10 protein-coding genes are annotated in these 14,406 nt (G+C 68.4%); 2 read left to right on the forward strand and 8 right to left on the reverse strand.

All coding sequences use genetic code 11. The features are described from left to right. Nucleotides 1-35 precede the first annotated feature (35 nt). From fusA to BLS99_RS20880, 4 genes are all read right to left on the reverse strand, one after another. Nucleotides 36-2,090: an elongation factor G gene (gene fusA / locus BLS99_RS20865; RefSeq protein WP_218126780.1), complete on the reverse strand. Its 2,055-nt coding sequence runs from the start codon at nt 2,088-2,090 to the stop codon at nt 36-38. Nucleotides 2,091-2,156: 66 nt separating this feature from the next. After that, on the reverse strand, nt 2,157-2,627 hold the full coding sequence (gene rpsG, locus BLS99_RS20870) for a 30S ribosomal protein S7 (RefSeq protein WP_091053660.1): 471 nt from the start codon (nt 2,625-2,627) through the stop codon (nt 2,157-2,159). 2 nt (nt 2,628-2,629) lie between these two features. Then, complete coding sequence (gene rpsL, locus BLS99_RS20875) at nt 2,630-3,001, reverse strand: 30S ribosomal protein S12 (RefSeq protein ID WP_091053661.1); 372 nt, start codon at nt 2,999-3,001, stop codon at nt 2,630-2,632. A 611-nt stretch (nt 3,002-3,612) separates the two neighbouring features. Then, nucleotides 3,613-3,960 carry a hypothetical protein gene (locus tag BLS99_RS20880; protein WP_091053662.1) on the reverse strand — a complete coding sequence of 116 codons (348 nt, stop codon included), beginning with the start codon at nt 3,958-3,960 and terminating at the stop codon, nt 3,613-3,615. Between the two features lie 114 nt (nt 3,961-4,074). Here BLS99_RS20880 and BLS99_RS20885 point away from each other — a divergent pair, with 114 nt between their 5' ends. Both BLS99_RS20885 and BLS99_RS20890 read left to right on the forward strand, forming a co-directional pair. After that, on the forward strand, nt 4,075-4,299 hold the full coding sequence (locus BLS99_RS20885) for a ribbon-helix-helix domain-containing protein (RefSeq protein WP_091053836.1): 225 nt from the start codon (nt 4,075-4,077) through the stop codon (nt 4,297-4,299). Then, entirely contained in the window at nt 4,292-4,639 is a 348-nt protein-coding gene (locus BLS99_RS20890) for a type II toxin-antitoxin system PemK/MazF family toxin (RefSeq protein WP_091053663.1), read from the forward strand. The genes BLS99_RS20885 and BLS99_RS20890 overlap by 8 nt, the downstream gene beginning before the upstream one ends. Here the strand turns inward: BLS99_RS20890 and BLS99_RS26400 are convergent. The 4 genes from BLS99_RS26400 to BLS99_RS20905 form a co-directional block, all read right to left on the reverse strand. Then, nucleotides 4,629-4,787 carry a hypothetical protein gene (locus BLS99_RS26400; RefSeq protein ID WP_176953465.1) on the reverse strand — a complete coding sequence of 53 codons (159 nt, stop codon included), beginning with the start codon at nt 4,785-4,787 and terminating at the stop codon, nt 4,629-4,631. The two genes, BLS99_RS20890 and BLS99_RS26400, sit on opposite strands and share 11 nt — an antisense overlap. Before the next feature lie 121 nt (nt 4,788-4,908). Further along, nucleotides 4,909-8,796, reverse strand: coding sequence for a DNA-directed RNA polymerase subunit beta' (locus BLS99_RS20895; RefSeq protein ID WP_091053664.1), 3,888 nt, complete (start codon nt 8,794-8,796; stop codon nt 4,909-4,911). Nucleotides 8,797-8,882: 86 nt separating this feature from the next. Next, on the reverse strand, nt 8,883-12,317 hold the full coding sequence (gene rpoB, locus BLS99_RS20900; RefSeq protein ID WP_091053665.1) for a DNA-directed RNA polymerase subunit beta: 3,435 nt from the start codon (nt 12,315-12,317) through the stop codon (nt 8,883-8,885). A gap of 875 nt (nt 12,318-13,192) precedes the next feature. After that, entirely contained in the window at nt 13,193-14,305 is a 1,113-nt protein-coding gene (locus BLS99_RS20905; RefSeq protein ID WP_091053666.1) for a hypothetical protein, read from the reverse strand. Nucleotides 14,306-14,406: the final 101 nt, after the last annotated feature.

Raw genomic sequence — 14,406 nt, forward strand, 5'->3', positions numbered from 1 at the left:
TCAGCGGTCCCGCCCAGGCTCGGGCGGGGAGCCGCTTACTCGCCTGTCGCCTTGGCGATGATCTCCTTGGCGACGTTCGTCGGGACTTCGGCGTAGGTGTCGAACTGCATCGAGTAGTTCGCGCGCCCGGCCGTCTTCGACCGCAGGTCGCCGACGTAACCGAACATCTCCGACAGCGGCACGACGGCCTTGACCGTGCGGTCGTTGCCCCGCTCGCCCATCTCCTGGACCATGCCGCGACGGGAGTTGATGTCGCCGATGACATCGCCCATGTTGTCCTCAGGGCAGATGACCTCGACGGCCATCATCGGCTCGAGCAGCACCGGACGAGCCCGCTTCGCGGCCTCCTTCAGCGCCATCCGACCCGCGATCTTGAAGGCCATCTCCGAGGAGTCGACCTCGTGGTACTGACCGTCGATCAGTTCCATCTTCACGCCCACGAGCGGGAAGCCCGCCAGGACGCCGTCCGGCATCGCGGACTCCGCGCCGGCCTTGACCGACGGGATGTACTCGCGCGGGATGCGACCCCCGCTGATCTTGTCGTCGAAGGCGAAGACCTGGTCCTCGTTCGACTTCATCTCGAGCGGCTCGAGGTTGATGAGCACCCGCGCGAACTGACCGGAACCGCCGGTCTGCTTCTTGTGCAGGTACTCGACCTTCTCGACGCGCTGCGTGATGGTCTCGCGGTAGGCCACCTGCGGCTTGCCGATGTTGGCCTCGACGTTGAACTCCCGCTTCATGCGGTCGACCAGGATGTCGAGGTGCAGCTCGCCCATGCCGGAGATGATCGTCTGACCGGAGTCCTCGTCGGTCTTGACCCGGAAGGTCGGGTCCTCCTCGGCGAGTCGCTGGATGGCGGTGGCCAGCTTGTCCTGGTCGGCCTTCGACTTGGGCTCGATGGCCACGTCGATCACCGGCTCGGGGAAGACCATCGACTCCAGGATGACCTGGTCGTTCGAGTCGCTCAGCGTGTCACCGGTGGTGGTGGCCTTGAGGCCCTGCACCGCGATGATGTCGCCGGCCTGCGCGTCCGAGCGCTCTTCGCGCTTGTTCGCGTGCATCTGGTAGATCTTGCCGACGCGCTCCTTGCGGCCCTTGGTCGAGTTGATGACCTGGGTGCCGGACTCCACCGTGCCGGAGTAGATCCGGACGTAGGTGAGGCGGCCGAGGTGCTTGTCGGTCTGGATCTTGAAGGCCAGGCCGGCGAAGGGCTCCTCGACGTCCGCGTGGCGCTCGGCGGGGGTCTCGTTGTCGGTGAGGGTCCCCTGGATAGCCGGGATGTCGAGCGGGCTCGGCAGGTAGTCCACGACCGCGTCGAGCAGGGGCTGGACGCCCTTGTTCTTGAACGCGGTGCCGCAGAGCACCGGGTTGATCTCGTTCGCGATGGTGGCCTTGCGGATCGCGGCCTTGACATCGGCGACGGAGATGTCCTCGCCCTCGAGGAAGCGCTCGGCGAACGCGTCGTCGACGTCGGAGAGGGTCTCCATGAGCTTCTCGCGGTACTCGGCGGCCTGGTCGGCCAGATCCGCGGGGATCTCCTCGACGGTGTACTCCTCGCCGAGACCGGTCTCGCCGCGCCACACCTTGGCGTGCATCTCGACCAGGTCGACGACGCCGATGAAGTCGGCCTCGTTCCCGATCGGGAGCTGGATCACCGCGGTGTTGGAGTTGAGGCGGTCCTGCATCATCTCGACGCAGCGGAAGAAGTTCGCACCGGTGCGGTCGAGCTTGTTGACGAAGCACATGCGCGGGACGTTGTACTTGTTCGCCTGGCGCCACACGTTCTCGGTCTGCGGCTCCACGCCGGCCACGCCGTCGTAGACGGCGATCGCGGAGTCGAGCACGCGCAGCGAACGCTCCACCTCGACGGTGAAGTCGACGTGGCCGGGCGTGTCGATGATCTGGATGGTGTGGTCGTCCCACTCGCACTTGGTGGCAGCGGAGGTGATGGTGATGCCACGCTCCTGCTCCTGCTCCATCCAGTCCATCGTGGCGGCGCCGTCGTGGACCTCACCGATCTTGTGCGACACGCCGGTGTAGTACAGGATGCGCTCAGTGGTGGTGGTCTTACCGGCATCGATGTGGGCCATGATGCCGATGTTGCGGAGCTTGGCGAGTTCCGCGTTGGCCTTGTTAGCCACGATGTCTCCTTCTCACTACCAGCGGTAGTGCGCGAACGCCTTGTTGGAATCGGCCATCTTGTGGGTGTCCTCGCGCTTCTTGACCGCGGCGCCGAGGCCGTTCGAAGCGTCGAGGATCTCGTTCGTCAGGCGCTCGACCATGCTCTTCTCGCGGCGGTCGCGGGAGTAGCCCACGAGCCAGCGGAGACCGAGGGTGGTGGCGCGCTGCGGACGGACGTCGACCGGGACCTGGTAGGTCGCGCCGCCGACGCGGCGGGAGCGGACCTCGAGGGTCGGCTTGACGTTGTCGAGGGCGCGCTTGAGGATCACCACGGGGTCCGAGTCGGCCTTCTGGCGGCAGTTCTCGAGCGCCTCGTAGACGATGCGCTCGGCGAGGCGGCGCTTGCCGTCCTTGAGCACCTTGTTGATGAGCTGGGTGACGAGCACCGAGTTGTAGACCGGGTCGGCGGTAAGCGGCCGGCGCGGCGCGGGACCTTTACGCGGCATGCCTACTTCTCCTTCTTCGCGCCGTAGCGGCTGCGGGCCTGCTTGCGGTCGCGGACGCCCTGGGTGTCCAGCGCGCCGCGGATGATCTTGTAGCGCACACCGGGGAGGTCGCGGACACGGCCGCCGCGGACCAGCACGATCGAGTGCTCCTGGAGGTTGTGGCCGACGCCCGGGATGTAGGCGGTGACCTCGGTGCCGTTCATGAGCCGCACGCGGGCGACCTTGCGCATCGCCGAGTTCGGCTTCTTGGGCGTGGTGGTGTACACGCGCGTGCACACGCCGCGGGCCTGCGGCGAGCCCTTCAGCGCGGGCGTCTTGTTCTTGCTGGTCTTGGCCTGGCGGCCTTTGCGGACCAGCTGCTGGATAGTCGGCACTAGGCGGACCCCTCTCAACAGTCGACGGTTGCGTATTCCTGTGTCGGCGCCATCTGTCCCCCACGTTCGAGCCGCACGGAAGTGCAGCTCAGGTGCCGTGGGTTCCCGTCCCCCGCGTTCGGGCGTGTCGCGTCTCTCCGGACCCATACCCGCGGCCCGGCAGACCGAAGTCCGCCAGAGTGCGAGTTCAGACGCGTTCGTGAAGCGATCTCCTCGGAGACCGGCTAAAGAGCCGTGTTCACGAAGCCCCCAGTGCGAGGGATGCGTGCCGATGGCGCCGGCCTGCGGGACCGAGATCCCGCTGCCTTGCAGGCACGCAACCTGGCCTGGCTCTCACGGGGACCGAGCTGCCGGAGTTGACAGGGCCACCATGCCGCTCAAAGCGGTGTCCAGGCGCAAGGGAGAAGCCTACCTACCCTAACGAACAAGGTCAAAGCCGATTTCGTCCCGAGCGGCATCCGTGTTCAGAGTCACGGAGGCCGGGACGAGGGGGCGGTGTCCCGTTCGATCGGTGCGGTAAGCACACCGCAGCCATCTTATCTCGCGGGACGCGCGCGCCCCGCGCGGGGAGGCCGGTAGGAGTGCTTGTTCACCAGGGCTTCCCCGGGACGTCAGGCGACGTCGCCGCCGTAGGGCGCCTGGCCCGACGCCCGCGCCATCGCGAGTACCCACAGCAGCAGCGCCGCAACCGCAACGGCGCCGGCGATCCCGATCGCGGTCCAGGCGGTGCGCCTGATCGCGGGGAGGCGCGAGGCGCCCAGGAGGAAGCCCTCGGAGGCGCGGATGTCGGCCTCGGCCTGGCGGGCGAGCATGAGCGCGATCACCGCCGGGATCACGCCCCCGACGAAGACCGACAGCGCCGCCCCGACCCCCGCCAGCATCCTGGCCGCCACCACTTTCGTGGACTCCACCGGCTCCGGATCGTCCGGATGCCTGACCCCCTGCTGCACCTGCGTCACCGGGCCATCCTATGGCCCACCGATACACGTGACATGACACACCCTCGACACGCCCTTCAGGATCCTCCTTTGAGGGTTTACCTGAAGGTAGGAGTTACAGGTATGATGACAAGTATGAAAGTAAGCCTGAGCATCCCCGACGAGGACATCCGTTTCCTCGACAACTTCGCGCGCGACCACGGGATCGCCTCCCGCTCCGCCGCGATGCAGCACAGCATCGCGCTGCTGCGTGAAGCGGAGCTCAAAGAGCAGTTCAAGATCGCGATGCAGGAGTGGCGGGAGTCTCCGGACTCCGAGCTCTGGGAGAGCACGGTGGGAGACGGTCTCACCGATGCGTAGAGGCGACATCTACCAAGTCGACTTCGAACCCGTCCGCGGCGCCGAGGCGAACAAGGCGCGACCGGCGATCATCGTCAGTCACAACATGCTCAACGAAGCCGTGGAGGAGTTGCAGTACGGCGTCATCACCGTCGTGCCGCTCACTACGAACATCAAGCGGGTCCTGCAGTTCCAGACCCTGCTCTACGCGAGCGACACCGGGCTTGCGTCCGACTCCAAGACGCTCACCGAGCAGATCAGGGCGCTCAGCTACGAACGGCTCCTTCACCCGGTAGGGGGGCTCAACGCCGAGCTGCTCGCCCGCGTCGACGCCGATCTCCGGCTCTGCCTCAGCCTGTGACGGCGACTCCCCCGTAGCCGCCGTCGGCCGCCGCCGTTTCGAGCAGCGCCAGCAGATACTCCTGCAGCGTCATCCCGCAGAGGGCCGCGCCTGCCGCCAGCAGTTCGTACAGGTCCTCTGGGACATCGCGAATCTCGATCGTCGCCATGCTCATGTTCTACATGCCCGAGACGATCGTTCCGCCCGTGAAACGCCGGTGGGGCCGGCGGCGCTTTCGCGCCGCCGGCCCCACCGGTTCTTGCATGCCGTCGGGATTCGGCGGGTGTTGCTTAGAACGTCCCCAGGTCGTACGAGTCCTCGAGGCTCACGGCCGGGCCGCCGCCGTAGGCGAAGGCCGACGCGGTGGACTCCTCGTAGCCGCCGAGGGAGTAGACCGCGGCCTTGGCCTCCTCGGTGGGCTCGACGGAGACGTTGCGGTACTTGGCGATGCCGGTACCGGCCGGGATCAGCTTGCCGAGGATCACGTTCTCCTTCAGGCCGACCAGCGAGTCGGACTTGCCGGAGATCGCGGCCTCGGTGAGCACCCGGGTCGTCTCCTGGAACGAGGCCGCGGACAGCCACGACTCCGTCGCCAGCGACGCCTTGGTGATGCCCATGAGCTGCGGGCGGCCGGAGGCCGGCTCGCCGCCGTCGGCGATGATCTTGCGGTTCTGCTCCTCGAACTCGAGGCGGTCGACCAGGGAGCCCGGCAGGAACTCCGAGGTGCCCGAGTCGATGATCGTGATCCGCTTGAGCATCTGGCGCACGATGATCTCGATGTGCTTGTCGTGGATCATCACGCCCTGCGACCGGTACACGTCCTGGACCTGCTCCACCAGGTGGCGCTGGACCTTCCGCGGACCGAGCACGCGCAGCAGCTCGTGCGGGTCGATCGTGCCCTCGACGAGCTTCTCGCCGACCTCGACGTGCTCGCCCTCGCCCACGCGCAGGCGCAGACGGCGCGGCACCTTGTCGACCACGATCTCCTCGGAGCCGTCGTCCGGCGTGATGATGATCTTCCGGCTCTTCTCCGCGTCCTCGATGCGCACGGTACCGCTCGCCTCCGCGATCGGCGCCTTGCCCTTGGGGATGCGGGCCTCGAAGACCTCCTGCACACGCGGCAGGCCCTGCGTGATGTCGTCGCCCGCCACACCACCGGTGTGGAAGGTGCGCATCGTCAGCTGGGTGCCGGGCTCGCCGATCGACTGGGCCGCGATGATGCCGACGGCCTCGCCGAGGTCCACCTTCTCGCCCGTGGGCATCGAGCGGCCGTAGCAGGCCGCGCACACGCCCTGGCGGGACTCGCAGGTGAGGACCGAGCGCACCTTGACCGACTCGACGCCGGCGGCGACGAGCTGGTCGATGTGGTCGGAGTTCAGCGGCGTGTTCCGCTCCAGCAGCACCTTGCCGTCGACCTCGACGTCGTCGCCCAGGTTCCGGGCGTCGATCGCGGTCTCGACCTGGTCGGACACGATGAAGCGCCCGTCCACGACGGTGCCGACCTGGAAGTCGAGCGCCCGGTCGGTCCCGCAGTCGTCCTCGCGGATGATGACGTCCTGCGACACGTCCACCAGGCGGCGGGTCAGGTAACCCGAGTCGGCGGTCCGCAGCGCGGTGTCGGCGAGGCCCTTGCGGGAGCCGTGGGTCGAGATGAAGTACTCGAGCACCGTCAGGCCCTCGCGGAGCGAGGACTTGATGGGGCGCGGGATGATCTCGCCCTTCGGGTTCGCCACCAGGCCGCGCATGCCGGCGATCTGGCGGAGCTGGAGCATGTTGCCCCGGGCCCCGGAGTTGATCATCTGCCACAGCGGGTTCTCCGGCTGGAGCGTCTCGTTGAGGTCGTCGAGCACCTCGGCCGTGGCCTTGGTCCAGATCTCGGTGAGCTCGCCGCGCCGCTCCTCGGCCGTCATGAGGCCGCGGATGTACTGCTTGTCGATCTTGGCGGAGTCGGCCTCGTACTTCTCGAGGATCTCGGCCTTGTGGGCCGGCTCAACGACGTCCTCGATGCCGATGGTCACGCCGGACCAGCCGGCCCAGCGGAAGCCCGCGGACTTCAGCGCGTCCAGGCAGGCGCCCAGCTGCACCTTCGAGTAGTGCTCGGACAGGTCGTGGATGATGTTCGACAACTGGCCCTTGCGGACCTCGTAGTTGACGTACTCGAAGTCCGGCGGCAGGCACTCGTTGAAGAACACGCGGCCCAGCGTCGTCTCGACCAGCAGCGGCTCGCCCGGCGTCCACTCCTCCGGAGCGGTCCACGCGTCCTTGCCCGGGCCGTTGTTGATCGACTCGATGCCGTCCAGGCGGATCCGGATGGGCGCCTGGAGGTCCAGCTCGCCGCGGTCCTTCGCCATCTGCGCCTCGCCGACGTCCGAGAACGCCCGGCCCTCGCCCGCGCGCCCCTCGGAGAGGTGCGTCAGGTAGTACAGGCCGATGATCTGGTCCTGCGTGGGCAGGGCCACCGGCTTGCCGTCCGAGGGCTTGAGGATGTTGTTCGACGCCAGCATCAGGATGCGGGCCTCGGCCTGGGCCTCGGCCGACAGCGGCACGTGCACGGCCATCTGGTCGCCGTCGAAGTCCGCGTTGAAGGCGGTGCACACCAGCGGGTGCAGCTGGATGGCCTTGCCCTCGACGAGCTGCGGCTCGAACGCCTGGATGCCGAGGCGGTGCAGCGTGGGCGCGCGGTTGAGCAGGACCGGGTGCTCGGAGATGACCTCTTCGAGCACGTCCCACACGACCGGGCGCGCGCGCTCGACCATGCGCTTGGCCGACTTGATGTTCTGCGCGTGGTTCAGGTCCACCAGGCGCTTCATCACGAACGGCTTGAACAGCTCCAGCGCCATCTGCTTGGGCAGGCCGCACTGGTGCAGCTTCAGGCGCGGGCCGACCACGATGACCGAGCGGCCCGAGTAGTCGACGCGCTTGCCGAGCAGGTTCTGGCGGAACCGGCCCTGCTTGCCCTTGAGCATGTCGGAGAGCGACTTGAGCGGGCGGTTGCCCGGACCGGTCACCGGACGGCCGCGGCGGCCGTTGTCGAACAGCGCGTCCACCGACTCCTGGAGCATGCGCTTCTCGTTGGCCACGATGATCTCGGGCGCACCGAGGTCCATCAGGCGCTTGAGCCGGTTGTTGCGGTTGATGACGCGGCGGTACAGGTCGTTGAGGTCCGAGGTCGCGAACCGGCCGCCGTCGAGCTGCACCATCGGGCGCAGCTCCGGCGGGATCACCGGCACGCAGTCGAGGACCATGCCCAGCGGCGAGTTGCCGGTGGCCTGGAACGCGGCCACAACCTTCAGGCGCTTGAGCGCGCGGAGCTTCTTCTGCCCCTTGCCCGTCGCGATGGTCTCGCGCAGGTTGACGGTCTCGGCGTCGAGGTCGAGGTTCTCGAGCAGGTTCTTGATGGACTCGGCGCCCATCCCGCCCGTGTAGTACTCGCCGAAGCGCTGCTGGAGCTCGCGGTAGAGCATCTCGTCGCCGATGAGCTGGCGCACGTCCAGCTTGCGGAACGTGTCCATGACCTCGTCGAGGCGGTCGATCTCCCGCTGCGCCTTGTCGCGGATCTGGCGCATCTCGCGCTCGCCGCCGTCCTTGACCTTGCGGCGGACGTCGGCGCGGGCGCCCTCGGCCTCCAGCTCGGCCAGGTCGGCCTCGAGCTTCGAGGCGCGCTCCTCGATCGCGGCGTCGCGCTGCTGCTCGAGGTGGCGCTTCTCGGCGACGATCTCGTTCTCCAGCGTCGGGAGGTCGCGCTGGCGCGCCTCGTCGTCGACGGCGGTGATGACGTAAGCCGCGAAGTAGATGACCTTCTCGAGGTCCTTCGGCGCCAGGTCCAGCAGGTAGCCCAGGCGCGAGGGGACGCCCTTGAAGTACCAGATGTGGGTCACGGGAGCGGCGAGCTCGATGTGGCCCATGCGCTCGCGGCGCACCTTCGAGCGCGTCACCTCGACGCCGCAGCGCTCGCAGATGATGCCCTTGAAGCGGATGCGCTTGTACTTGCCGCAGTAGCACTCCCAGTCCCGGGTCGGACCGAAGATCTTCTCGCAGAAGAGGCCGTCCTTCTCGGGCTTGAGGGTCCGGTAGTTGATGGTCTCGGGCTTCTTCACCTCGCCGTGAGACCACTGCCGGATGTCCTCCGCGGTGGCGAGGCCGATCTTCAACTTGTCGAAGAAGTTGACGTCGAGCACTGAACTCTTCTTCCCCTTGTGCTGCTTCTGTAAGGATGGGATGAGACGTAAGGCGGGGGCGGCGGTCGCGCCGCCCCCACTCGACGTCAGGCGCTCTCGAAGTCCACGCTCGAGGGCTCTTCGTGGGACAGGTCGATCCCGAGCTCCTCAGCCGCGCGGAAGACCTCGTCGTCGCTCTCGGTCATCTGGATGGCCTGCCCGTCGGCGGACAGCACCTCCACGTTGAGGCAGAGCGACTGGAGCTCCTTGAGCAGCACCTTGAACGATTCGGGAATGCCCGGTTCGGGGACGTTCTCGCCCTTGACGATCGCCTCGTAGACCTTCACGCGGCCCACGACGTCGTCGGACTTGATCGTCAGCAGCTCCTGCAGCGCGTACGCGGCGCCGTAGGCCTGCATGGCCCAGCACTCCATCTCACCGAAGCGCTGGCCGCCGAACTGGGCCTTGCCGCCGAGCGGCTGCTGGGTGATCATCGAGTACGGACCGGTCGAACGGGCGTGGATCTTGTCGTCGACCATGTGGTTGAGCTTCAGGATGTACATGTAGCCGACCGAGATCGGGTCCGGGAACGGCTCGCCGGAGCGGCCGTCGTACAGCTGCGCCTTGCCGGTCGGGGCGACCATGCGCATCCCGTCGCGGTTGGGCAGCGTGCTCGCCAGGACGCCCTGGACCTCGTCGGGGTGGGCGCCGTCGAACACCGGCGTCCCCACCTTCGAGTCGGCCGGGGCCTCGTCGGCGCCGATGGCCTTGAGGGCCTGCTGCCAGGCCTCGTCGAAGCCCTCCAGCTTCCAGCCCGTCTTGGCCGCCCAGCCCAGGTGGACCTCCAGTACCTGGCCGATGTTCATGCGGCCCGGGACGCCCAGCGGGTTGAGCAGGATGTCGATCGGCGTGCCGTCCGGCAGGAACGGCATGTCCTCCTGCGGCACCACCTTGGAGATGACGCCCTTGTTGCCGTGGCGGCCGGCGAGCTTGTCGCCGACGCCGATCTTGCGCTTCTGGGCGATGTACACGCGGACCAGCTCGTTCACGCCCGGGGACAGCTCGTCGCCGTCCTCGCGGCTGAAGGTGCGGACGCCGATGACCGTGCCGGCCTCGCCGTGCGGGACCTTCAGCGACGTGTCGCGGACCTCGCGGGCCTTCTCGCCGAAGATGGCGCGGAGCAGGCGCTCCTCCGGGGTCAGCTCGGTCTCGCCCTTGGGCGTGACCTTGCCGACGAGGATGTCGCCGTCCTCGACCTCGGCGCCGATCCGGATGATCCCGCGGTCGTCCAGGTCGGAGAGCATCTCCTCGCCGACGTTCGGGATGTCCCGGGTGATCTCCTCCGGACCGAGCTTGGTGTCGCGGGCGTCCACTTCGTGCTCGTCGATGTGGATCGAGGTGAGCACGTCCTCTTCGACCAGGCGCGAGGAGAGCACGATGGCGTCCTCGAAGTTCTGGCCCTCCCAGGTCGTGAACGCGACCAGCAGGTTCTTGCCGAGGGCCATCTCGCCCTTGTCGGTCGAGGGGCCGTCGGCGATCGGCTGGCCGGCCTCGACGCGCTCGCCCTCGGTGACGAGGGGCACCTGGTTGATGCACGAGCCCGCGTTGGAGCGGCGGAACTTGTGCAGCAGGTAGGTGCGGCGCATGCCGTTGTCCTGCGAGATGGTGATGTAGTCGGCGCTGGAGTCCTCGACGGTGCCGTCGGCCTCGGCGACGACCACGTCGCCGGCGTCGACCGCGGCGCGGTACTCCATGCCGGTGCCCACCAGCGGCGAGTCGGTCTTGATGAGCGGCACGGCCTGGCGCTGCATGTTCGCGCCCATGAGGGCGCGGTTGGCGTCGTCGTGCTCCAGGAACGGCACCAGCGCGGTGGCGACCGAGGTCATCTGGCGCGGCGAGACGTCCATGTAGTCGATCTCGCCGGCGGACAGGAGCTCGGCCTCGCCGCCGTGGCGGCCGCGGGCGAGGATCTGGACGTCGACGAAGGAGCCGTCCTCGTGCAGGAGCTGGTTCGCCTGCGCGATGGTGTAGCGGTCCTCCTCGTCGGCGGTCAGGTAGTCGATCTGGTCGCTGACCTTGCCGTCGACGACCTTGCGGTACGGCGTCTCGATGAAGCCGAACGGGTTGACGCGGGCGAAGGTCGACATGGCGCCGATGAGGCCGATGTTCGGGCCTTCCGGCGTCTCGATCGGGCACATGCGGCCGTAGTGCGACGGGTGCACGTCGCGCACGTCCATGGCGGCGCGGTCGCGGGACAGGCCGCCCGGGCCGAGCGCCGAGAGGCGGCGGCGGTGGGTCAGGCCCGTGATCGGGTTGACCTGGTCCATGAACTGCGACAGCTGCGAGGTCCCGAAGAACTCCTTGATCGCGGCCACGACGGGGCGGATGTTGATCAGGGTCTGCGGCGTGATCGCCTCGACGTCCTGGGTCGTCATCCGCTCGCGCACGACGCGCTCCATGCGGGAGAGGCCCACCCGGATCTGGTTCTGGATGAGCTCGCCGACGGTGCGCAGGCGGCGGTTGCCGAAGTGGTCGATGTCGTCGGGCGCGTAGCCCGGCTCGGCCGAGTGCAGGCGCAGCATGAACTCGATCGTCGACGCGAGGTCGTCCTCGGTGAGGACGCCGGTCGAGATCGGGTGGTCGAGGCCGAACTTCTTGTTGACCTTGTACCGGCCGACCTTGGCGAGGTCGTAGCGCTTCTTGTTGAAGAACAGGTTCTCCAGCAGCGACTGCGCGTTGTCCTTCGTCGGCGGCTCGCCCGGGCGGAGCTTGCGGTAGATGTCGAGCAGGGCCTCGTCCTGCGAGTTGATGGTGTCCTTCTCCAGGGTCGCCATCATGAGCTCGGACCAGCCGAAGCGCTCGCGGATGCGGTCGTTGTCCCAGCCGATGGCCTTGAGCAGCACGGTCACGGCCTGGCGGCGCTTGCGGTCGACGCGCACGCCGACGGTCTCGCGCTTGTCCACGTCGAACTCGAGCCACGCGCCGCGGCCGGGAATGACCTTCGCGCTGGTCAGGTCGCGGTCCGAGGTCTTGTCGGGCTGCTTGTCGAAGTACACGCCGGGCGAGCGGACGAGCTGCGAGACGACCACGCGCTCGGTGCCGTTGACGATGAAGGTGCCCTTCGGGGTCATCATGGGGAAGTCGCCCATGAAGACCGTCTGGCTCTTGATCTCGCCGGTGGTGTGGTTGATGAACTCCGCCGTGACGAACAGCGGGGCGCAGTACGTGAGGTCCTTCTCGCGGCACTCCTCGATGGGGGCCTTGACCTCGTCGAAGCGAGGGTTGGAGAAGGACAGGCTCATGGTGCCCGAGAAGTCCTCGATCGGGCTGATCTCCTCGAGGATCTCGTCGAGGCCGCTGACTGCGTCTTCGCCCACCCGGGCGCGGTAGGTCTCGTTGCCGACGAGCCAGTCGAACGAATCGGTCTGGAGCGCCAGAAGGTTCGGGACTTCGAGTTTCTCTTCGATCCTGCCGAACGAGATGCGGCGAGGTGCGTGCTTGCTCTTGCTGGAGCTGGTCTTGCCAGTGCGGGAAGCTGCCAAGATTCGTCCTTCCGAGGACCTGAGTGTTACGACGGCCGGCGCATGCCACAGTCACCGCATCGATGCGGGATCGACGTGGACAGCCGGAAACGGGCACCGAATGAACGACATGCCGAAGAGCATGGCGTTGCACGTTGGTCGATAGCCTGGAATCCCCACCGTCCGCGACCCTCACCGCGTCAAGAAGGCGTGAAGGAGGCAGCGCAAATTATTACCCTAGCGTACACTCCGGCAGACTGTCAACTGCCCCACCGTGCGGCGGGGTAAGTGGTGACGACCATCTCTCTGGCTGCCGAAGTCCCTCCCGGTCCTGGGCCGGTCCCCGCGGGGACCGTCAGTGCTGTCCTGCCTCCGGACCGCCGCTCGCGGCCCGTATCCGCCCGCTCCCGCAGCGTCCGGAGGAGATCCGGGACACGGGGGCGTTGCGCACGCCACGGAGTGGCGCTTGAGGAACTAGTTTGCAGGATCAAGTCACACTTCGTCAAGTCAGGCGTCTAATTCGCCCGGATGCGCCCCTTCGGCCCGGGCGCGCCGAGCGCGCCGGACGGGCGGGCGGCGCGGGGCCGCGCGGGCGGGCGAGCCCCAGCGCAGCGGGCACGGCGGCCGGTATGGAGGGCGGGCGCGGCGGCCGCCGCCGGGCAAGGGCGGCGGGCCGCGCGATCGGCCCGGGCCCGGGCGTGTCGCGAAGCGGGCCGGGCCGGTCGTTCGGTGCGGGCGCGGGACGCCTTGCGTCGCCCGCGGCCGGGAACGGGCCCCGGCCGTGATGCGGCGTCCCGCGCACGTGCACCTTCGGCGGCCGAGCCGCCTCACCTGTACAACGAGCCCGCGCCGTGAAGGTGACGCGGGCTCAGCCGGGTTTTCTCTCAGGCCCCTCCTCAGGCGCCGAGCAGGTCCTGCGCCCGTCCGAGGGCCGCGCGCATGGCGTCCTGGTAGGCGAACATCTCGTCCTCCAGGTCCGTGTAGTACCCGGTCTGGACCTGGTCCCAAGCGGCGGTCGCGGCCTCGCGGTAGCCGCTCTCCTCACCGCAGGCGGTGAAGTCGACGGCGGTGGCGACCTCGAACTCGTAGACGCTCGCGTAGTCGCCGCCGAGGTCGCCGGGCGGCTCGGGGATCTCGCCGGTGTCCGGGTGCAGGGCCTCGAAGTCGGGGCGGTCGCGGAAGTAGGCGTTGTAGAAGTACTCGGACAGGGGCAGGCCCGCGAGCTCGTTGAACTCCCACATGCCGCGGTCCTTCGCGGCCAGGCAGTCGAGGAAGGCGGTCTCGGCGTCGGCGGTCAGGTCCCGGTAGTCGGCGCGGAGGGCGTCGAAGTCGCCGGTGTCGGTGGGGTCCTGGGGCCGCAGGTCCGACGGGCCCTCGTAGTCGCCGCCGACCGGGCCGTACAGCCCCTCGACCACCGACAGGAGGCAGCCGCCGGGCGCGGGCGGGTCGCCGGCCCCGTCGCCCGACGGGTTCCCGCCGAGGGCGCCGGAGCGGAACTCGGCGTACTCGGGGCCGTAGTAGGCGGCGTACCAGGCGTCCTGCTCCTCGGCGGAGAGGCCGTCCCACTCGGAGTTGTCGGGCTCCTCCTCGACGTGGTCCTCGCCGTAGACCGCGGTCTTGTACTCCTCGGCCTCGTCGGACTCGGACCCCTCGGGGGTGGTGAGCCACTGGCCGAAGCCCCACCGGGCCGCCACGTCGGCGTCGGGGAGGAAGTCGTCGTAGGGGTAGGTCTCGACCAGCAGCTCCTGCTCCGCGATCTCGTTCGGCCACAGGACGTACCGGTCGTGGACAGTGAGGCCGCCGTCCTCCAGGCACGCCTCGGCGAGGCGCAGTTCGGCGTCGGCCAGGTCGGATTCCAGGCGGCGGTTCTCGTTGACGAGGTCGGTGAGGGCCACCGCCTCCTCGGGCTGCTCGGTCGGGTCGCCGCTGCTCTCGGAAGCGGTGCAGGCGCTCAGGGCGAGCGCCGCGGCGGCGGCCAGGAACCCCGCGATGCGGGTCCGCTGTGTCATGGGTCTTCGCTCCTCAGGTCGGGTGCGCCCCCTGATACGCCCGCCGGAGCCGTGCCGGTTGCCCGGCCGCGCCCCAAACCCTGTCGCGAACCGCCCCAAGG

The sequence above is a fragment of the Glycomyces sambucus genome (genome assembly GCF_900102815.1).
GTDB classification, from domain to species: Bacteria; Actinomycetota; Actinomycetes; order Mycobacteriales; family Micromonosporaceae; genus Glycomyces; species Glycomyces sambucus.

Excerpts from the sequence above, each read along its gene's own strand:
- fusA (WP_218126780.1), bottom strand. The coding sequence starts at position 2,090 with ATGGCCCACATCGATGCCGGTAAGACCACCACCACTGAGCGCATCCTG.
- BLS99_RS20885 (WP_091053836.1), top strand. The coding sequence starts at position 4,075 with ATGAAAGTAAGCCTGAGCATCCCCGACGAGGACATCCGTTTCCTCGAC.
- rpsG (WP_091053660.1), bottom strand. The coding sequence starts at position 2,627 with ATGCCGCGTAAAGGTCCCGCGCCGCGCCGGCCGCTTACCGCCGACCCG.
- BLS99_RS20905 (WP_091053666.1), bottom strand. The coding sequence starts at position 14,305 with ATGACACAGCGGACCCGCATCGCGGGGTTCCTGGCCGCCGCCGCGGCG.
- BLS99_RS26400 (WP_176953465.1), bottom strand. The coding sequence starts at position 4,787 with ATGGCGACGATCGAGATTCGCGATGTCCCAGAGGACCTGTACGAACTG.
- BLS99_RS20890 (WP_091053663.1), top strand. The coding sequence starts at position 4,292 with ATGCGTAGAGGCGACATCTACCAAGTCGACTTCGAACCCGTCCGCGGC.